General features: G+C 71.4%; 18 protein-coding genes. 9 read left to right on the forward strand and 9 right to left on the reverse strand.

The window, feature by feature from the left end:
• Positions 1 to 17: 17 nt before the first annotated feature.
• A complete protein-coding gene (locus GA0115233_RS19845) occupies positions 18 to 656 on the forward strand; it encodes an HAD family hydrolase (RefSeq protein WP_093721594.1) in 639 nt (212 codons plus the stop codon).
• Here GA0115233_RS19845 and GA0115233_RS19850 read toward each other — a convergent pair.
• Positions 635 to 883, reverse strand: a complete 249-nt coding sequence (locus tag GA0115233_RS19850) for a hypothetical protein (RefSeq protein WP_093721595.1) — start codon at positions 881 to 883, stop codon at positions 635 to 637. The two genes, GA0115233_RS19845 and GA0115233_RS19850, sit on opposite strands and share 22 nt — an antisense overlap.
• Positions 884 to 1151: 268 nt before the next feature.
• Here GA0115233_RS19850 and GA0115233_RS42225 point away from each other — a divergent pair, with 268 nt between their 5' ends.
• On the forward strand, positions 1152 to 1535 hold the full coding sequence (locus GA0115233_RS42225; protein ID WP_093721596.1) for a cold-shock protein: 384 nt from the start codon (positions 1152 to 1154) through the stop codon (positions 1533 to 1535).
• Positions 1536 to 1547: 12 nt separating this feature from the next.
• Here GA0115233_RS42225 and GA0115233_RS19860 read toward each other — a convergent pair whose 3' ends face one another.
• From GA0115233_RS19860 to GA0115233_RS19875, 4 genes are read right to left on the reverse strand one after another with little or no spacing between them, the layout of a single operon-like run.
• Positions 1548 to 2387 carry a 1,4-dihydroxy-6-naphthoate synthase gene (locus GA0115233_RS19860; RefSeq protein ID WP_093721597.1) on the reverse strand — a complete coding sequence of 280 codons (840 nt, stop codon included), beginning with the start codon at positions 2385 to 2387 and terminating at the stop codon, positions 1548 to 1550.
• Positions 2384 to 3055: a futalosine hydrolase gene (locus GA0115233_RS19865; protein WP_093721598.1), complete on the reverse strand. Its 672-nt coding sequence runs from the start codon at positions 3053 to 3055 to the stop codon at positions 2384 to 2386. The genes GA0115233_RS19860 and GA0115233_RS19865 overlap by 4 nt, the downstream gene beginning before the upstream one ends.
• A complete protein-coding gene (locus GA0115233_RS19870) occupies positions 3025 to 3513 on the reverse strand; it encodes a DUF2771 domain-containing protein (RefSeq protein ID WP_093721599.1) in 489 nt (162 codons plus the stop codon). Before GA0115233_RS19870 ends, GA0115233_RS19865 begins: the two co-directional genes overlap by 31 nt.
• 59 nt (positions 3514 to 3572) lie before the next feature.
• Positions 3573 to 4997 carry an MFS transporter gene (locus tag GA0115233_RS19875; protein WP_093721600.1) on the reverse strand — a complete coding sequence of 475 codons (1425 nt, stop codon included), beginning with the start codon at positions 4995 to 4997 and terminating at the stop codon, positions 3573 to 3575.
• Between the two features lie 272 nt (positions 4998 to 5269).
• Between GA0115233_RS19875 and GA0115233_RS19880 the strand changes: the two genes are divergently transcribed.
• Positions 5270 to 6196 carry a DUF3027 domain-containing protein gene (locus tag GA0115233_RS19880; protein ID WP_093721601.1) on the forward strand — a complete coding sequence of 309 codons (927 nt, stop codon included), beginning with the start codon at positions 5270 to 5272 and terminating at the stop codon, positions 6194 to 6196.
• A gap of 92 nt (positions 6197 to 6288) precedes the next feature.
• Here GA0115233_RS19880 and GA0115233_RS19885 read toward each other — a convergent pair whose 3' ends face one another.
• Positions 6289 to 6705 carry a hypothetical protein gene (locus GA0115233_RS19885; RefSeq protein WP_093721602.1) on the reverse strand — a complete coding sequence of 139 codons (417 nt, stop codon included), beginning with the start codon at positions 6703 to 6705 and terminating at the stop codon, positions 6289 to 6291.
• 334 nt (positions 6706 to 7039) lie between these two features.
• Here GA0115233_RS19885 and GA0115233_RS19890 point away from each other — a divergent pair, with 334 nt between their 5' ends.
• The 3 genes from GA0115233_RS19890 (at position 7040) to GA0115233_RS19900 (ending at position 12321) form a co-directional block, all read left to right on the forward strand.
• Entirely contained in the window at positions 7040 to 10147 is a 3108-nt protein-coding gene (locus tag GA0115233_RS19890; RefSeq protein ID WP_093721615.1) for a sacsin N-terminal ATP-binding-like domain-containing protein, read from the forward strand.
• Positions 10148 to 10346: 199 nt separating this feature from the next.
• Positions 10347 to 11261 carry a hypothetical protein gene (locus tag GA0115233_RS19895; protein ID WP_093721603.1) on the forward strand — a complete coding sequence of 305 codons (915 nt, stop codon included), beginning with the start codon at positions 10347 to 10349 and terminating at the stop codon, positions 11259 to 11261.
• A 151-nt stretch (positions 11262 to 11412) separates the two neighbouring features.
• Positions 11413 to 12321 carry a hypothetical protein gene (locus GA0115233_RS19900; RefSeq protein WP_093721604.1) on the forward strand — a complete coding sequence of 303 codons (909 nt, stop codon included), beginning with the start codon at positions 11413 to 11415 and terminating at the stop codon, positions 12319 to 12321.
• A gap of 12 nt (positions 12322 to 12333) precedes the next feature.
• On the opposite strand, the gene GA0115233_RS19905 is transcribed toward GA0115233_RS19900, so the two are convergent.
• Entirely contained in the window at positions 12334 to 14727 is a 2394-nt protein-coding gene (locus tag GA0115233_RS19905) for an HAD-IC family P-type ATPase (protein ID WP_093721605.1), read from the reverse strand.
• Between the two features lie 110 nt (positions 14728 to 14837).
• Complete coding sequence (locus GA0115233_RS19910; RefSeq protein WP_093721606.1) at positions 14838 to 15092, reverse strand: DUF2530 domain-containing protein; 255 nt, start codon at positions 15090 to 15092, stop codon at positions 14838 to 14840.
• 146 nt (positions 15093 to 15238) lie between these two features.
• Between GA0115233_RS19910 and GA0115233_RS19915 the strand changes: the two genes are divergently transcribed.
• The gene (locus tag GA0115233_RS19915; RefSeq protein WP_093721607.1) at positions 15239 to 16687 is read left to right on the forward strand and encodes an NCS2 family permease; all 1449 of its coding nucleotides are present in this window, start codon (positions 15239 to 15241) and stop codon (positions 16685 to 16687) included.
• Between the two features lie 18 nt (positions 16688 to 16705).
• Here GA0115233_RS19915 and GA0115233_RS19920 read toward each other — a convergent pair whose 3' ends face one another.
• On the reverse strand, positions 16706 to 16888 hold the full coding sequence (locus GA0115233_RS19920; protein WP_093721608.1) for a ribbon-helix-helix protein, CopG family: 183 nt from the start codon (positions 16886 to 16888) through the stop codon (positions 16706 to 16708).
• Between the two features lie 153 nt (positions 16889 to 17041).
• Between GA0115233_RS19920 and GA0115233_RS19925 the strand changes: the two genes are divergently transcribed.
• Both GA0115233_RS19925 and GA0115233_RS19930 read left to right on the forward strand, forming a co-directional pair.
• Positions 17042 to 17479: a MarR family winged helix-turn-helix transcriptional regulator gene (locus tag GA0115233_RS19925; RefSeq protein WP_093721609.1), complete on the forward strand. Its 438-nt coding sequence runs from the start codon at positions 17042 to 17044 to the stop codon at positions 17477 to 17479.
• 25 nt (positions 17480 to 17504) lie between these two features.
• Positions 17505 to 18842 carry an MFS transporter gene (locus tag GA0115233_RS19930; protein ID WP_093721610.1) on the forward strand — a complete coding sequence of 446 codons (1338 nt, stop codon included), beginning with the start codon at positions 17505 to 17507 and terminating at the stop codon, positions 18840 to 18842.
• Positions 18843 to 18949: the final 107 nt, after the last annotated feature.

An 18949-nucleotide genomic window follows, 5' to 3' on the forward strand; every position in this document is an offset into this window, starting at 1 on the left:
CGGGCACAATGGCCCATATGGCCTCCACCGAGAACCCCGCGTCCGCCCCCACCGTCGGCTTCGATCTCGACATGACCCTGATCGACTCCCGCCCCGGCATCCACGCCACCTACACCGCGCTCGCCGAGCGCACCGGGACGTACATCGACGCCGACCTCGCGGTCACCCGGCTCGGGCCGCCGCTGGTGGAGGAGATCGCCAACTGGTTCCCGGCCGAGCGGGTCACCGAGGTCGCCGAGCTGTACCGGGCGATGTACCCGGAGTTCGCCATCGCCGCCACCCCCGCGCTGCCCGGCGCCGCCGAGGCCGTCGCCGCCGTACAGGCCGCCGGTGGCCGGGCGATCGTGGTCACCGCGAAGTACGAGCCCAACGCCAAGCTGCACCTCGCCCACCTCGGCATCGAGCCCGACGCGATCATCGGTGACCTGTGGGCGGAACGGAAGGCGGAGGCGCTGCGCGAGCACGACGCCTCGGTCTACGTCGGCGACCACCTCGGCGACATACGCGGCGCCCGCGCCGCCGGTGCCCTCTCGGTCGCCGTGGCCACCGGCCCGTACGACGCCGATGCCCTGCGCGCGGCCGGCGCCGACGTGGTGCTCGCCGATCTCACGCGCTTCCCGCGGTGGCTGGAGTCCTACCGGCCCGCCCGCGCCTGACGGCGCCCGGCCGAGATCGACTGGAACACCCCGGCGCCCGCGATCAGGAAACCGACGCCCATCAGCATGCTCAGCCCGAACATGTAGGTCGGGAACGGGCTGGTGCCGAGCAGCAGCGGGGCCACCGTGACCACAGTGGCCAAGGCGCCGAGGATGAACACGACCCCTCCGACTCGGATCAGTCGGTCACCGGGCGCGGCGGAATTCGTTTGGGTTTTGTCACGCACCGGACCAGGGTAGTTCCCTGCGCGAGGGAACAACCCGGGGACGTCTTGTCACCCGCCCGAAGACCATTAGCCTGGGTACCGGCGGGTCGTGGTCGACCCGCCCGAGTGCTATCAAGAGCAGTTTTCCGAAGCAGTTTTCCGACGAGTACGAGGACGAGGACAGACGTGCCTACCGGCAAGGTCAAGTGATTGAGCTAGGCACACACTGTTTTCCGCCGTCTCCCCACGAGCCGTCTGGCTCCGACACACCGAGGACGAGGTTCACCCCATGCCGACGGGCAAGGTCAAATGGTTCAACAGTGAGAAGGGCTTCGGCTTTCTCTCCCGTGACGACGGCGGCGACGTCTTCGTCCATTCCTCGGTCCTCCCCGCCGGAGTCGAGACGCTCAAGCCGGGCCAGCGGGTGGAGTTCGGTGTTGTCGCCGGTCAGCGTGGTGACCAGGCCCTGTCCGTCACCGTACTCGACCCCACCCCCTCGGTCGCGGCGGCGCAGCGCAAGAAGCCGGACGAGCTGGCCTCGATCGTGCAGGATTTGACGACCCTGCTGGAGAACATCACCCCGAACCTGGAGCGGGGCCGTTACCCGGACAAGAACTCCGGCAAGAAGATCGCGGGTCTGCTCCGGGCGGTCGCCGACCAGCTCGACGTATAACCGCCGTCCCGGTTACGGGAATTCGAGCGCGTCCGGGCCGAGGGGCGGCAGCAGTCCCTCGGCCGCCGCACGTGTGAGCAGCCCGCGCACGGCCGCGTAGCCGTCCTCGCCGAGGTCGGCGGTGAACTCGTTGACGTACAGCCCGATGTGCTGGTCGGCGACGGCCGGGTCCATCTCCTGGGCGTGCTCCATGACATACGGGCGGGAGACCTCGGGGTCGTCCCAGGCGGCCCGCACCGAGGCCCGTACCGACTCGGCGAGCCGGGTCAGCACCTCGGTGCCCAGGGAGCGCCTGGCGATGATCGCGCCGAGCGGGATGGGCAGCCCGGTGGTGTGCTCCCAGTGCTCGCCCATGTCGGCGAGCTTGTGCAGCCCGTAGTTCTGATACGTGAACCGCGCCTCGTGGATGACGAGTCCGGCGTCCACCTTGCCGTCCCGCACGGCTGGCATGATCTCGTGGAACGGCAGCACCACGATCTCCCCGACCCCGCCGTCCAGGGTGTCCGCGGCCCACAGCCGGAACAGCAGGTACGCCGTCGACCTCTCGCTGGGCACGGCGACCGTGCGGCCGGTCAGGTCCAGGCCCGGCTCCCGGCTCAGCACCAGCGGCCCGCAGCCCCGGCCCAGCGCCCCGCCGCAGGGCAGCAACGCGTACCGGTCGAGGACGTAGGGGAGCACCGCGTACGACACCTTCAGCACGTCGAACTCGCCCCGCTCGGCCATGCCGTTGGTGAGGTCGATGTCCGCGAACGTGACGTCCAGTGCGGGCGCTCCGGGCACCCGGCCGTGGGCGAGGGCGTCGAAGACGAAGGTGTCGTTCGGGCAGGGGGAGTAGGCGATGCTCAGGCTCATACCGTCTTCCAACTCTCCAGTACGGGTGCGAGCTTCCCGAACCCCTCCGCCAGCGCCTGGAGCGCCTCCCCGATCCGCCAGGCGGCGCGGTCGCGCGGGCCGACGGGGTTGGAGACCGCCCGCACCTCCAGCACGGGCACCCCGTGCAGGGCGGCGGCCTCGGCGACCCCGAAGCCCTCCATGGCCTCGGCGAGCGCGGTGGGGTGGCGGCGGCGCAGTTCGTCGGCGCGCTCGGCGGTGCCGGTGACGGTGGAGACGGTGAGCACGGCGCCGGTGCGGGCGCCGGTGGCCTCCGCCGCCTGAGGTACGAGGGCGGCGGGCGGCAGGTGGGTGACCGTGCCGAAGCCGAGGTCGGTGACCGGGAGGAAGCCGTCGGGGGTCTCGGCGCCCAGGTCGGCGGCGGTGATCTCGTCGGCGACGACGAGCGTGCCGACGGGGGCGTGCGGGGCGAAACCGCCGCCGATCCCGGCGGAGACGACCAGGTCGTACGGGGCTTTCGTGAGTGCCGTGGCGGTGCCGGCGGCGGCGCGGGCCGGGCCGACGCCCACGGCGATCACCTCACCGGGGAACGTCCGGGCCACCGCGTCCCGTTCGGCGGGGACCGCGGTGGCCACGAGGACGCGTGCCGAGGGGGCGATCAGTCGTCCTTCTTCAGCTTGAAGGACCACAGCCCGGTGGCCTCCGGGCTCTGCTTCTCACCGTCGCCGGCCTTGATGGTGACGAGGGTGGAGTTGCCCTGCGCGCCGTACTGGGCGTTGAAGAACACGCTGCCCGGGATCGCCGTGTAGGTCTTGTCGAAGTCGTTGGTGATCGGCTGGCCGTTCATCAGGATCGTCCAGCGCTTCTTGGCGATCTCGGGGTCGACACCGAAGCGCACCGTCTCGTCGGGGTCGACGGTGATGGACTTGATGTCCTTGTCCTTCAGGCACTGCGTGATGGTCTTGTTGTCGAGGGTCTCGCCCTCACCACCGCAGGTGGCCTCCTCGCTGACCGAGGACGTGCCCACGGTGATCGTGGCCATCGGCGTCGGCTTGTCGCAGGCCGACAGAACGAGCAGTCCGGCGGAAACGGCGCCGGCGGCGGCGACGGCGCGGCGGCGTCGCGGGGCGGAGTGCAGCGTGGTCATGGGCGAAGGCTATCGGGCGCGTCCTGCGCTCTCTTTACGCGGGGTGCGGCGTGCCGTGCTTATGCCACCCGCGTGCGGGGGCCGCCGCCGTGGCGGGCCGAGGAGATCAGGCCCCGGACGGTGGTCAGCCAGCCCGTGGCGACGATGGCGGCGCCCACGGACAGACCCACGGGGCCGTTCAGGGGCAGCACGATGCCGATGGCGCCGCCGAGGACCCAGGACATCTGCAGCAGCGTCTCGGAGCGGGCGAAGGCGGAGGTGCGCACCAGTTCCGGCACGTCCCGCTGGATGAGGGCGTCCAGGGACAGCTTGGCCAGCGCCTGCGAGAACCCGGCGACCGCGGCGAGGACGGCGACCATGGCGGCGCCGAAGAAGATCGCGGCGGTGATCGCGGCGGTCGCCACACAGGCCACCACGGTCACGATGATGATCTCCGGGGCGCGGGACCTCAGCCAGGCCCCCACGGCCGTACCGCAGGCGTTGCCGACGCCGGCCGAGACGGCCACTATCCCCAGCGACACCGCGGCGCTCTGCCCGGCCATCGGATGCTCGCGCAGCAGGAAGGCCAGGTAGAAGATCAGGAAGCCGGAGAGGCAGCGCAGGGAGGCGTTGGCGCCCAGCGCGTGGGTTACCGCGGGGCCGACCGTGCGCAGCCCCGGCCGCTTGACCGGCTTCAGGTGCGGCCCGTGCAGGTGCTTCTCGTCCGCCGCCAGCAGCGCGGTGTCCTCGCCCTTGGCCGAGTCGACCTTCGGCGGCAGCGAGAACGACAGGAACGTCCCCACCATGAAGATCACGAAGGCGCCGTAGAGCGGCCAGCGCGGGCCGAGCGCCTGCAGCCCGGCGCCCACCGGGGCGGCCACACCGGTGGCCAGCAGTCCGCCGAGGGTGACTCTGGAGTTCGCCTTGACCAGGGAGAAGCGCGGGGGCAGCAGCCGGGGCACCACGGCGCTGCGGATCACCCCGTACGCCTTGGAGGAGACCAGCACGCCGAGCGCGGCCGGATACAGCTCGATGGAGCCGGTGCTGACCGCCCCGGCGAGGATCAGGGCGAGGAAGGCGCGGGCCAGCATGGCGCCCGCCATCGCCGCCCGGCGGCCGTGCGGCAGCCGGTCCAGCAGCGGGCCGATCACGGGCGCCAACAGGGTGAACGGCGCCATCGTGATGCCGAGGTACAGGGCGACCCGGCCGCGGGCCTCGTCGGTGGGCACGGAGAAGAAGACGGTGGAGGCCAGGGCGACGGTGATCATCATGTCCCCGGCGCCGTTCACCCCGTGCAGCTCGATCAGCTTGCCGAGGCCGGACTCCCCGGCGCCCTGGGCGTGGGTGGCCTTGCGGATACCGCGGGCGGTACCGGTGACCGGCAGGTGCAGGGCACGCCCGACGGAGCGGACGGCGCCGCCGAGTCGGCCCGAACCGCCGCCTCTGCTGCGGCCCCTGTCCCCACCGACCCCGGTGGCTCCCTGAGGCGTCCGCGCGGCTGCCACGTCGTCATAGTGCCCCGAGAACGGCGTCCGTAGTGCGGTTACCGCGCGTATGGGCGCGGCTTTGTCAGTGGTTTGCGACCGTCGGTGTAGGCCGAGCGCCGGTGAGCAGGTAGCGTGCGTATCTCGGCCATCCCGCAGAATGGATGGTGACAGGTGCGCCCGAGTGCGAGGGGCGTGGACGTCGACGCGGTCCGCCGGTCCGCTCCGTCCGCCCGCTCCGCCGCCTTCAGGCAGCCGCACCAGAGAGACGGCGTAGGAGAGAAGCGATACCTGTGAGCGCAGCGAGCACGCGAAGCCGCACCCCCGACCGCCTGTGCGCCGAGGCGGTCGACCTCGCCCGCACCGCCGCCGAGGAGGCTGCCGCGCCCGGCGTCGTGGGGGAGCACACGGGGCTGGTCTCCGAGGGCGACCGCGTCGTCACGCACTTCTTCGAGTGCAAGGAACTGGGGTACCGCGGCTGGCGCTGGGCCGTGACCGTGGCCCGCGCCTCCCGGGCGAAGATCGTCACCCTGGACGAGGTCGTCCTGCTGCCCGGCCCGGACGCCCTGCTGGCACCCGAGTGGGTGCCGTGGAGCGAGCGGCTGCGTCCCGGCGACATGGGTCCCGGGGACCTGCTGCCCACGGACGCCGAGGACCTGCGTCTGGAGCCCGGTTACACCGGCGAGGACGAGCCGCTGCCCAGCTCCCCCGTCTCGCACGAGATGGCCGAGCTGGTCGAGGCCGAGGACGCCGAGGTCACCGAGGGCGCTCCGGCCAGTCTGCCGGTCGCGCCGACCCGCGGCTCGATCGCGGCGGTCGCCGAGGAACTGGGCCTGCGCCGGGCCCGGGTCCTGTCCCGCTACGGGCTGCACATCGCCGCCGACCGCTGGGAGGAGGCGTTCGGCGCCAAGACCCCGATGGCGCAGGCGGCCCCCGCGCCCTGCGTCAGCTGCGGCTTCCTGATGCCGATCGGCGGCTCGCTCGGCCAGGCCTTCGGTGTCTGCGCCAACGAGTTCTCCCCGGCCGACGGCCGCGTGGTCTCCCTGGCCTACGGCTGCGGCGGCCACTCCGAGGCCGCGGTCATGCCCCGTCCCCCGCAGCCGCCGCCCCCGGTCATCGACGAGACCACCGTCGACCCCTTCCCCCTCCGCCCCTCGGCGGACTCGGGCTCGGTCCCGGCGGTCCCGGACGACAGCGCGGCGGATCTGGGGCACTCGTAGGGGTTACGCGGCCCTGGCGCCGCACCACTGGCGTGTGCGGCGGCTTCAGGCCACGCCGGGCCCCTATGGACACATGAGTGGAAGGCCTTCTGTCAGGGCCGAGGGATCTCGGCGTACAGAGACGGGTCGATGTGGAAGGCGACGGCAGGTGCGACGAGCGCCGTGCACGCGATGCCCGCGTACCAGGACCGGTGGACGTTGACGGCCCGGGTGACGAGGTAGTTGGTGAAGGCGCACATCAGCAGGTACGGGACGGTGAGGAGGACGATCCCGGCCACCGCGGGGCCCATGCCGTCGTCGGTGTCCGTCGGTGACGGCTCGGACGCCCAGCCGTATTCGGGCAGCACCCAGACCTCCAGGAGCCGCCAGGGCAGGTCCACGACGCTGTTGCCCAGGTAGCCGAGGACGAGGTTCACGGCGGCGGCCAGGGCGACGGTGGCGGCCGCTCGCCCGCGCGGGCCGCGCACCACGGCCAGGAACTCCTCCTGGCTTCGTCCCGGCCGGCTCACAAGTGGTCGCCCCGGGCGATGGCGTTGTACTTCTCGAACGTCGCGTGCACCTTCGTCCCCCTCCGCGCCTCGGTCTCCGCGTTCAAGTTGTCGCCCCGGTAGTACTTCAGGTACGTGGCGTGTGGTCGTACGCCGACGTCACAGCGACGGGTCGGTCAGGTACGTCGCACGGGGTCAGAGCCTAGGCACAGACCGGATCCGGGGCGCAAGGGGTGGCGGGTGCGGTTCGTCGTCACCGCGTACGCGCCGACGCTCTGCCTGCGGGAACGTCTGTCGTTCCGGCACCCCGGCCGCCAAGCGGTACCTTCGTCGCACGACGAGGAGTGGAGTGAACGTGAGCAAGTTCGTGCGGCCGGCTGTCGAGGGGGCGGACCCGTTCGGGACCGCCCGGCTGCGGCGCGGAGTGCTGGACGCGTGGGCCACCAGTCCGGCCCGGTTCCGGGAGGACGCCAACGCCGAGGAGGACCTGGTTCTCGGCGGGTACCGGGACCGGCTCGTCGTCGAGCTCGCCCAGAACGCCGCCGACGCCGCCGCTCGTGCCGGAGTGCCGGGGCGGCTGAGGCTCACCCTGCGCGACGGGGTCCTCGTCGCCGCCAACACCGGCGCCCCGTTGGACGCGGCCGGGGTCGAGTCGCTCTCCACGCTCAGGGCCTCGGCCAAGCGGGACACCCCTTCCATCGGGCGGTTCGGCGTCGGGTTCGCCGCCGTGCTGTCCGTCACCGACGAGCCCGCCGTCGTCGGGCGGCACGGGGGCGTGCGCTGGGCGCTCGCCGAGGCCCGGGAGCTGGCCCGCGAGACCGCGCGGCACAGTCCGGGGCTCGGGGACGAGATCCGGCGCCGCGACGGGCATGTGCCGCTGCTCAGGCTGCCGTTCGCGGCCGAGGGCACCGCCCCGGCGCCGTACGACACCGCCGTCATCCTGCCGCTGCGCGACACGGCCGCCGCCGATCTGGCGGAGCGGCTGCTGGACGCCGTCGACGACGCCCTGCTGCTGGCGCTTCCCGGGCTCACCGAGGTCGTCGTCGAGACCGACACCGTGCGTACGATCAGCCGCCGCACGGAGGGCGCCGAGACCGTCGTGGAGGACTCCCGGGACGGCACCACCCGGTGGCGTACGGCCACCGCGCACGGGCCGCTCACCCCGGAACTGCTTGCCGACCGGCCGGTGGAGGAGCGGCTGCGCCCGCACTGGTCGGTCACCTGGGCCGTGCCCGCCGACAAGGACGGCACCCCGGCCCGCCCGCGCACCAGCCCCGTCCTGCACGCCCCGACCCCCAGCGACGAGGCCCTCGGCGTGCCCGCGCTGCTCATCGCCTCCTTCCCGCTGGACACCACCCGGCGGCACGCGGCCCCCGGCCCGCTGACCGACTTCCTCGTGGAGCGCGCCGCCGACGCCTACGCCGAACTCCTCGCCGCCTGGCGCCCGGTGACCGCCCAGATCATCGACCTGGTGCCCGGCCCGCTCGGCAAGGGCGAACTCGACGGCGCCCTGCGCGCCGCGATCCTCCAGCGCCTGCCGCGCACCGCCTTCCTGCCGCCCGCCCTCGACGCCGACGACGACGAACTCCCCGAGGCGTTGCGCCCGAGGGACGCCGAAGTGGTGGAGGGCGCGGGCGCCGAGACCGTACGGGTGCTCGCCGAGGTGCTGCCCACCCTGCTGCCCGCCGGGCTCGAACGGCGCGTGGAACTGCGCACGCTGGGCGTGGCCCGGGTGCCGCTGACCGACGCGGTCGACCGGCTGGCCGGTCTGGAGAAGGACCCCGAGTGGTGGCGGCGGCTCTACGACAGCCTCGCCGGGGTCGACCCCGACCGGCTCTCCGGGCTGCCGGTGCCGCTCGCCGACGGGCGCACCACCATCGGCCCCCGCCAGGTCCTGCTGCCCGCCCCGGACGCCGCCGGCATCGACCCGGAGGTGCTGGCCCGGCTCGGTCTGAAGGTCGCCCACCCGGACGCCGCCCACCCGCTGCTGGAGAAGCTGGGCGCGCTGCCCGCCACCCCGCGCGCGGTGCTGACCACCCCGCAGGTGCGGGCCGCGGTCGCCGCCTCCCTGGACGACGAGGGCGGTTTCGACTGGGAGCAGGACGCGCTGGACGCCGAGGAACTGGCCGACACCGTGCTGGCCCTGGTCCGGGACGCCGACCTGGAACCGGGCGACGAGCCCTGGCTCGGCGCGCTCGCCCTGCCCGACGAGGACGGGGAGCCCGCCCCCGCCGGTGAACTGGTCTTCCCCGGAAGCCCCTTCCACCAGGTGATGCGGGAGGGCGAACTCGCCACTGTCGATGCCGAGTTGGCGGACAAGTGGGGTGAACAGCCGCTGGCCGCCTGCGGCGTGCTGGCGCACTTCGCTCTCGTCCGCGCCACCGACGTCGTCCTCGACCCCGACGAACTGGAGCCCCGCGAGGGCGACTTCGCCGAACCCGACGACGCCGGGCTGCTGGACGCCGTGGACGTGTGGTGCGAGGACATCCTCGACCGCTTCCCGGACACGCCGGTGCCGCCCGTCGCCACCGAACTGGTCGCCGTGCGCGACCTGGACCTCGTCGACGACGACAAGTGGCCCCAGGCCCTCGCCCTGCTCGCCCGGCCCCCGTACCGCGACGCCCTCACCCAGCAGGTGCGCATCCTGCTTCCCGACGGCACCCACGAGGTCGTACGGCCCTACACCGCCTGGTGGCTGCGCGGGCACCCGGTGCTCGACGGCCGCCGCCCCGCAGGACTGCTCGCCGCGGGCGGCGACCCGCTGCTGCGCGGCCTGTACGACGAGGCCGACGCCACCGGGTTCGACGACGAACAGGTACTGCGGGCGCTGGGCGTACGGACGTCGGTGGCCGCGCTGCTGGACGAGCCCGGCGGGGCCGCGGAACTCCTCGACCGGCTCGCCGACCCCGACCGTGCGGTGACCGCGGCCCAACTGCACGCCCTGTACGGCTTCCTGGCCGAGCTGGACCCCGAGCAGGTGACCCTGCCGGACGAGCTGCGGGCCGTGGTGGACGGCCGGGTGGAGGTGGTGGACGCCGCCGACGCCGTGGTCGTCGACTCGCCCGACCTGCTCCCCTTCACCGAGGGCGTAGCCCTGCTCCCGGTGCGCCCGGCGCGCGCCGCCGAGCTGGCCGAGCTGTTCCAGGTGCGGCGGCTGAGCGAGTCCGTCACCGGGCGCGTCGACTCCGAGGGCACCGAGCACGACGTACCGGAGTCGGTGCGGGTGCTGCTGGGCCCGCGCACGCCTTCCTCGTACATCGAGCACGAGGAGCTGGTGGTGGACGGGGTGGAGATCGACTGGCGGCTCACCGACGACGGCGTTCTGCACGCCGCCACCCTGGAGGGGGTGGCCGCGGGGCTCGCCTGGGCGGCCGGGCAGTGGCCGCGCCGGTTCGAGGTGGCGGCGCTGCTGGAGGACCCGTCCCGCACGCAGGAATTGGCCCGCGACCGCTGGTTCGACTGAGGTCCGGCCGAGGCCCGTACCGGCTCCCGGACGGGCCCGGAAAAATTCCTCACAGAATCTTCGTACGTCGTACAACCTTTTGATCGTCTCGCGAATCGGATCATGTGAGCCAACAGGCTCCATGATCACTTGGGCTCCGGCCGACGACGAGCCGTTGGGAACGACCAGCGTCGGGGCCCCTCTCCACACTGGGGAACACATGCGTATTCGCGCCACCGTGGCCGCCGTCTCCGGCGCCCTGGCCCTGTCCGCCGCCGTCGCGCCGCTCGCGCAGGCGGACGACTCGCGCCAGCCCGTCCAGCGCAGCGCCGCGAGCGAGGCCGCCCACGCGGCCACCGGCAAGTCGGTTTACGCCGCTGCCGCCGAAGGCGAGCCCTACCTGCTCAACGCGACCTTCTCCAACGTGAAGGTCAACAACGGCAGCGACATCAAGGTCGGCACCACCAACGTGGTCAAGGTGCCGGTCTCCTTCACCCTCACCCACGGCGCCGAGGTCGACATCCACGCGGACGACTTCTTCGCGGGCGTCGAGCTGTACCGCGGTACCTCCTTCGACGACGTGATCTGGTGGTTCGACAGCAACGACGCCACCTGCACGGACACCTCCGCCACCGCCGCCAGCTGCAAGGCCACGGTCGAGATCGACCCGTTCTTCCTGCTGAACGAGGACGCGGGCAGCTGGAAGGCCGCCGCCTTCGCGGTCGCCTTCAACGGCGAGGACCCGGAGGACCCGCAGAACCTGGACAACATCGGCGTCGCCGTGAAGGACAAGACCAACTCCTTCAAGCTGCAGCGCTACTCCAAGCTGACGGTCAACGCCTCGCCGGAGCCGGTGAAGAAGGGCAAGACCATCACCGTCACGGGCAAGCTGACCCGCGCCAGCTGGAACGACGGCAAGTACGTCGGCATCCCCAGCGGCCAGAAGGTGGAGCTGCAGTTCCGCAAGAAGAGCAGCAGCAGCTACTCCACCATCAAGACCATCAAGACCACCTCGGGCGGCGCCCTGAAGACGACCGTCACGGCGTCCCAGGACGGCTACTTCCGCTACGTCTACCGCGGCATCACGAGCACCGCGAAGGCCGTGGCCACCGGTGACTTCGTCGACGTGAAGTAAACCGGCTTCCGTCGTACGCGTCCGCCCGGTCCCGATAGCCAATCGGGGCCGGGCGGACGTGATTTGGGGAACTCGCGGGCAACCCGACGCCCCGTGCGTCCCTCTATCAAGTGGAGCATCCAGGCTCCCTTCACGACCATTTGGGGAACACATGCGTATTCGCGCCACTGTCGCCGCAGTCTCCGGCGCCCTGGCCCTGTCCGCTTTCGCCGTACCGGCCGCGCAGGCCGACGACTCCGGTTCCGCCTACGGCGCCGACGTCGCCCAGATCCGCGCCGCCCACGTCAAGAGCGCCTTCGGCGCCCGCGCGGACGCCCCGTACGACATGGACGTCACCTTCTCCAACTTCAAGATCGCCAAGTCGGTCAAGGTCGGCACGACGCAGCACGTCTCCACGACGGTCACCTACACGCTGACCCACGCCGCGAACATCGACATCAAGGCCGCCGACTTCTCCACCGGCCCCTACCTCTACAAGGGCTCCTACACGGCCCCCGACAACATGCTGTTCGGCAACAAGCCGGCCAGCTGCACCGCCACCTCGGCCACCGTCGCCACCTGCACCGGCAAGATCGACGTCTACCCGGGCGACGGCGAGCTGCTGAACTCCGACGCCGGCACCTGGAAGGGCGGCGCCCTCGCGCTCGCGCAGAACGGCCAGGACCCGGCCGCCGAGGACTACGACATCACCAAGGTCGGCTACGCCGACAAGGGCGGCCTCGGCAGCACGCTGGTCCAGCGCAACTCCAAGCTGACGGTCAACGCCACTCCGGAGCCGGTGAAGAAGGGCAAGACCATCACCGTCACCGGCAAGCTGACCCGCGCCAGCTGGGACAGCGGCAAGTACGTGGGCCTGCCCGCGGGCCAGAAGGTGACCCTCCAGTTCCGCAAGGCGGGTTCCTCCTCCTACACCGACGTCAAGACCGTCAAGACCACCACGGGCGGCGCCCTGAAGACCACGGTCAAGGCGGACAAGGACGGCTACTTCCGCTACAAGTACGCCGGCATCACGAGCACCGCCGCGGCCACGGCCACCGGCGACTTCGTCGACGTCCGCTAGGACACCTCCCGCTCACGCGGGCACGCGGCGGTCGACCCACTTCCACAGGAACTCCAGGGCGGCCGCCGCCACCACCGCGATGCCCACCGCGATCCACGGCATGGTCATCCCGACCAGCTTCAGCGCGAAGAACTCCTGGAGCCAGGGCACCGCGAGCACCAGCAAGAACCCCAGGCCCATGGCCGCCACCAGCGCCACCCGCCACCAGGTGTAGGGGCGGGCGATGATCGCCAGCACCCACATCGAGATCAGGAACAGCGTGAGTGTCGCCGCACTGGTCTCCGCGTCCAGCGCGCCCTCGCCCGTGTAGTAGTGCCGGGCGACGAGATACGTCACGAACGTCGCGATCCCGGCGACCAGTCCGCCCGGGATCGCGTACCGCATCACCCGCCGTACGAAGTGGGGCCTGGCCCGCTCCTTGTTGGGGGCGAGGGCGAGGAAGAACGCCGGGACGCCGATGGTGAGCGTGGACAGCAGGGTCAGGTGGCGCGGCAGGAACGGGTACTCCACCTGCCAGCACACCACCAGCAGCGCCAGCAGCACCGAGTAGACGGTCTTGACCAGGAACAGCGTGGCGACGCGGGTGATGTTCCCGATCACCCGGCGCCCCTCGGCGACCACCGAGGGCAGCGTGGCGAAGCTGTTGTTGAGCAGCACGATCTGCGCCACCGCCCGGGTCGCCTCCGACCCGGAGCCCATGGAGACGCCGATGTCGGCGTCCTTCAGCGCGAGGACGTCGTTGACGCCGTCGCCGGTCATCGCGACGGTGTGCCCGTGGGACTGCAGGGCGCCCACCATGTCCCGCTTCTGCTGCGGGGTGACCCGTCCGAAGACGGTGCCCGCCTCCAGCGCGCCCGCCATGCCGTCCTTGTCGTCGGGCAGCGTACGGGCGTCGACGGTGCTGCCCTCCAGGCCCAGCTTGGCGGCGACGGCGCCCACGGAGACGGCGTTGTCGCCGGAGATGACCTTGGCGCTGACGTTCTGCTCGGCGAAGTAGCGCAGGGTGTCCGCGGCGTCGGGCCGCAGCCGCTGCTCCAGCACCACCAGCGCGGCCGGTTTGGCGCCGACGGCCACATCGGGGGCGTCGAGGTCGCGGCCGGTGCGGGCCAGGAGCAGGACGCGCAGGCCCTGCTCGTTGAGCCGCTCGGTCTCGGTGAGGGCGGCGTCGTCGGGGGCGAGCAGGACGTCGGGCGCCCCCAGCAGCCAGGTGCTCGTCTCGCCGTCGCCCTCGCTGAAAGTGGCGCCGCTGTACTTGCGGGCGGAGGAAAAGGGCAGCGACTCGGTGCAGCGCCAGTCCTCGGTGTCGGGGTAGGCGTCGATGATGGCCTGCAGGGAGGCGTTGGGGCGCGGGTCGGACTCGCCGAGGGCGCCGAGCACCTTGCGTATGTACTCCTCGTCGTTGCCGCCGAGCGGGCGCAGCTCGGTGACGTCCATGCCGCCCTCGGTGAGGGTGCCGGTCTTGTCGAGGCAGACGGTGTCGACGCGGGCGAGGCCCTCGATGGCGGGCAGCTCCTGCACCAGGCACTGTTTTCGGCCAAGCCGGATGACGCCGATGGCGAAGGCCACGGAGGTGAGCAGCACCAGGCCCTCGGGGACCATCGGGACAATGCCGCCGACGGTGCGGGCGAGGGAGTCGTCGAGGTCGTTGTCCTTGACGAAGAGCTGGGTGGCGACCAGGCCGAGCGCGGCCGGGATCATCATCCAGGTCACGTACTTGAGGATGGTGGAGATACCGGTGCGCAGCTCGGAGTGGACCAGCGTGAAGCGGGAGGCCTCCTCGGCGAGCTGGGCGGCGTAGGCCTCACGGCCGACCTTGGTGGCCTGGAAGGCGCCGCCGCCCGCGACGACGAAGCTGCCGGACAGGATGCGGTCGCCGGGCCGTTTGACCACCGGGTCGGCCTCGCCGGTGAGCAGGGACTCGTCGATCTCCAGGCTGTCGGCCTCGACGCACACCCCGTCCACGACGGCCTTGTCCCCGGGGCCGATCTCGATGAGGTCGTCCAGCACGATCTCGGCGGTGCTCACCTCGGCGGCCACTCCGTCGCGCCGGACGGTGGGCCGGGCCTCGCCGATGACGGCGAGCGAGTCGAGGGTCTTCTTGGCGCGCCACTCCTGGACGATGCCGATGCCGGTGTTGGCGAGGATCACGAAGCCGAACAGGCTGTCCTGGATCGGCGCGACGAACAGCATGATCAGCCAGAGCACGCCGATGATCGCGTTGAACCGGGTGAAGACATTGGCCCGGACGATGTCGACGGTGGACCGGCTGCTGCGCACCGGTACGTCGTTGACCTGCCCCCGCGCCACCCGCTCGGCCACCTCGGCGGCCGTCAGCCCGCCCGTGCCCACCGGGGCGGGCAGGGGTTGGCCGGAATCGACTTCGGTGCCCGCGTCGATGTGCGTCATGCATTCGACGGTACGTGCGGTTTTCCGGCTTCACCCGCCGAATGCGGCGAGATCCGACTTGGGAAGGACGGGCAACGGGGCGCAGTGGTGCCGTGGTTGTACGTCCCGGGTCAGGGGCGCTCGGCCTCGGCCCGCTTGATGGCGGCGTCCCGCTTGCGGACGTACCAGATGCCGATCAGTCCGAGCCCGCCGCCGGCCAGGCAGGTCCACACCCACCAGGTGTGCCCGTGGTCGTCGAACCAGCCGTAGAAGGGCAGCTGGACCAGGAAGAGGACGAACCACAGGATCGTGCCGCCGGTGATGGTGGCGACGACGGGGCCCTCCAGGGGCTCCGGTGCCTCGTGCGTCGGTGTCCACTTCGCCATGGGCACAGCTTACGAGGCGATCCGAGTGTGACCGGACCGGGCGGCAACCACGCCGATCTACGCGCGGAGATAGCGATCAGTTCCTTATATGTTCATACTGAAACGGTTTGTGTCTGACCACTTCTCTTCGTAGGAACCGCCAAAACATGTCCACCTCGGCCCCCGCCAAGGTCCCCGCCCCTGAGCCGGGAGCCCAGCCGTCGCCCAGCCCCCTCGACCGCTTCTTCAAGATCACCGAGCGGGGCAGCACCCTGCCCCGGGAGATCCGCGGCGGCTTCGCCACCTTCTTCGCGATGGCCTACATCATCGTGCTGAACCCGATCATCCTCGGCAGCGCGAAGGACATGTACGGCAACCAGCTCGACAACGGCCAGCTGGTCACCGCCACCGCGCTGACGGCCGCCTTCGCCACCCTGATGATGGGTGTCATCGGCAATGTGCCGATCGCGCTGGCCGCCGGACTCGGCGTGAACTCCGTCGTCGCGCTCCAGCTCGCCCCCCGGATGTCCTGGGCGGACGCCATGGGCATGGTGGTGCTGGCGGGCTTCGTGGTGATGCTGCTGGTCGCCACGGGCCTGCGTGAGCGGGTGATGAACGCGGTGCCGTTCGGGCTGCGCAAGGCGATCTCCATCGGTATCGGCCTGTTCATCATGCTGATCGGTCTGGTCGACTCCGGCTTCGTCTCCCGTATCCCGGACGCCGCCCACACCACCGTTCCGCTCCAGCTCGGCGCCGACGGTCACCTCAACGGCTGGCCCGTGCTCGTCTTCGTCCTCGGCGCGCTGCTCACCCTCGCGCTGATCGTGCGCAAGGTGCCCGGCGCCATCCTGATCTCCATCGTCGCCATGACGGTCGTCGCCATGGTGATCGAGGCGGTCGCGGACATCCCCTCCTGGGGCCTGACCGCCCCGACGTGGCCCGGCAACCCGGTCGCCACTCCCGACTTCGGCCTGGTCGGCGAGGCCAGCCTGTTCGGCGGCTTCGAGAAGGTCGGCGTGCTGACCGGGGTGCTGTTCGTCTTCACGGTCCTGCTGTCGTGCTTCTTCGACGCGATGGGCACGATCATGGGCGTCTCCGACGAGGCCAAGCTGACCGACGCCAAGGGCCAGATGCCCGGCATCAACAAGGTCCTGTTCATCGACGGCCTCGCGGTCTCGGCGGGCGGCTTCTCCTCCTCCTCGGCCACCACCGCCTTCGTGGAGTCCACGGCGGGCGTCGGCGAGGGCGCCCGCACCGGCTTCGCCAACGTCGTCACCGGCGGTCTGTTCACCGCCGCGCTGTTCCTGACGCCGGTCGCCACCATGGTCCCGTCGCAGGCGGCCACCCCGGCGCTGCTCGCGGTCGGCTTCCTGATCCTCGCGAACTCCGTCAAGGAGATCGACTGGGCCGACTACACCATCGCGATCCCGGCCTTCGTGACGATGGTGATGATGCCCTTCACCTACTCGATCACCAACGGCATCGGCATGGGCTTCATCACCTTCGTGGTGCTGCGGCTCGCGGCCGGGCGCAGCCGGGAGGTGCCGGTGGCGATGTACGCCGTCGCCGCGGTGTTCGCCTTCTACTACCTGATGCCGGCCCTCGGCCTGACCTGATCCCGGTGCCTGCGGGGCTCAGGTGACCCCGTAGAACTTCTCCGTCTCCTCGACGGCGGCCTGGAACCGCTGGTCGAAGTCGTCCCGAATGAGCGTCCGGACCACATAGTCCTGGACGCTCATTCCCCTTTTCGCCGCATGGTGCCGGAGCCGTTCGAGCAGCTCCCCGTCCAACCGCAGGCTGAGCACACTGGTCCCCATGGGTCGAGGGTCACCTCATCCGGGCCGCACGCGGGTCACTTTCCGGCCGCCCCTCACTCATATGGGTGATGCGAGGGTTCAGTGGCCGGGGTCACGGGCATCCGGGCGCATTCGGGTGGTCTTTAGTCAGGGTAATGAGTTAGCCTAAAGAACATGTCGGACCTCACCCATGGCGACGACGCTGCCGCCGTGAACTCCCTGCGCTCCGCCGTGATGCGCCTGTCCCGCCGGCTCAAGCACCAGCGGGTCGACGAGTCGCTGAGCCCCACCGAGATGTCGGTGCTCGGCACCCTCTCCCGCTGCGGCAAGGCCACCCCCGGCGAACTCGCCCGCAAGGAACACGTCCAGCCGCCGTCGATGACCCGCATCGTCGCCCTGCTGGAGGCCAAGGGCCTGGTCCGGCTTGAGCCGCACCCCGAGGACCGGCGCCAGAAGGTCGTCACCAGGACCGAGCAGGCCGAGGCGATGCTCGAAGAGAGCCGAGCCAAGCGCAACGCCTTCCTGGCCGACCTGGTCGCCGGCCTGGACGAGGACGAGTGGGCGAAACTCCGCGCCGCCGCCCCCGTACTGGAGAAGCTCGCACACCTGTAAGCGACCCACGAAGGAGGCGAACCCTTTGAGTACGGGACCCGGAGCACCTTCCGCCCCCGCACCGAACACCCCTACCACCCGTAAGTCCTCGACCTTCGGCTCGCTGCGCGTCCGCAACTACCGCCTGTTCTTCCTGGGACAGGTCGTCTCCAACACCGGCACCTGGATGCAGCGCATCGCCCAGGACTGGCTGGTCCTCAGCCTCACCGGCTCCGCGACCGCCGTCGGCATCACCACCGCCCTGCAGTTCCTGCCGATGCTGCTCTTCGGCCTCTACGGCGGTGTCCTCGTCGACCGGCTGCCCAAGCGGCCCACGCTGCTCGTCACCCAGACCGCGATGGCCCTCACCGGACTCGCGCTCGCCGCGCTGACCCTCACCGGGCACGTCGAGGTCTGGCACGTCTACCTCGCCGCCTTCGCCGTCGGCCTCGCGACCGTCGTCGACAACCCGGCCCGGCAGACCTTCGTCTCCGAGATGGTCGGCCCCGACCAGCTGCAGAACGCGGTCAGCCTGAACTCCGCGAACTTCCAGTCCGCCCGGCTCATCGGCCCCGCCGTGGCCGGGCTGATGATCACCGGCGTGGGCACCGGCTGGGCCTTCCTCTGCAACGGCCTGTCCTTCGTCGCGCCGATCACCGGCCTGCTGCTGATGCGCGCCCGCGAACTGCACGTCGTGGAGCGCGCGCCGCGCGGCAAGGGCCAGCTCAGGGAGGGCCTGCAGTACGTCGCCGGGCGCCCGGAGCTGATCTGGACCATCGTCCTGGTCGGGTTCGTCAGCACCTTCGGCTTCAACTTCCCCGTCTACCTCTCCGCCTTCGCCGACGACGTCTTCCACGCGGGCGCGGGCTCCTACAGCCTGTTCAACACCCTGATGGCGGTCGGTTCGCTCTCCGGCGCCCTGCTCGCCGCCCGGCGCGGCACGGCCCGGCTGCGGATGGTGGTCCTGGCGGCGGTGGCCTTCGGCTCGCTCCAGATCGTCGCCGCGCTCGCGCCCTCGCTGTGGACGTTCGCCCTGTTCATGGTGCCGATCGGCATGTTCGGCATGACGGTCAACGTCACCGCCAACAGCAATGTCCAGCTCAGCACCGACCCGGCCATGCGCGGCCGGGTGATGTCCCTGTACATGATGGTGTTCATGGGCGGCTCGCCCATCGGCGCCCCCATCGCCGGCTGGATCACCGACGTCTACGGGGTCCGCGCCGGCCTGGCCTCGGGCGGCGCGATGGCCGCGCTCTCGGCGGCCGTGATCGGCCTGGTCCTGGCCCGGGTCGGCAACCTCCGGCTCGCCGTGGCCTGGCACCGGGGGCACCCGGTGGTCCGCTTCGTGCCCAGGGAGCAGGAGCGGCTGGCCACGGCGGTGTGAGGGGGACCGGGGGCGGTCGCCGGTGGCAGCGCGGGGCGCGCTGGGCACGGTCGCCGGTGGCAGCGCGGGGCGTGCCGGGCACGGTCGCCGGTGGCAGCGCGGGGCGT

The sequence above is a fragment of the Streptomyces sp. DI166 genome (genome assembly GCF_900091315.1).
Lineage (GTDB): Bacteria > Actinomycetota > Actinomycetes > Streptomycetales > Streptomycetaceae > Streptomyces > Streptomyces fuscus.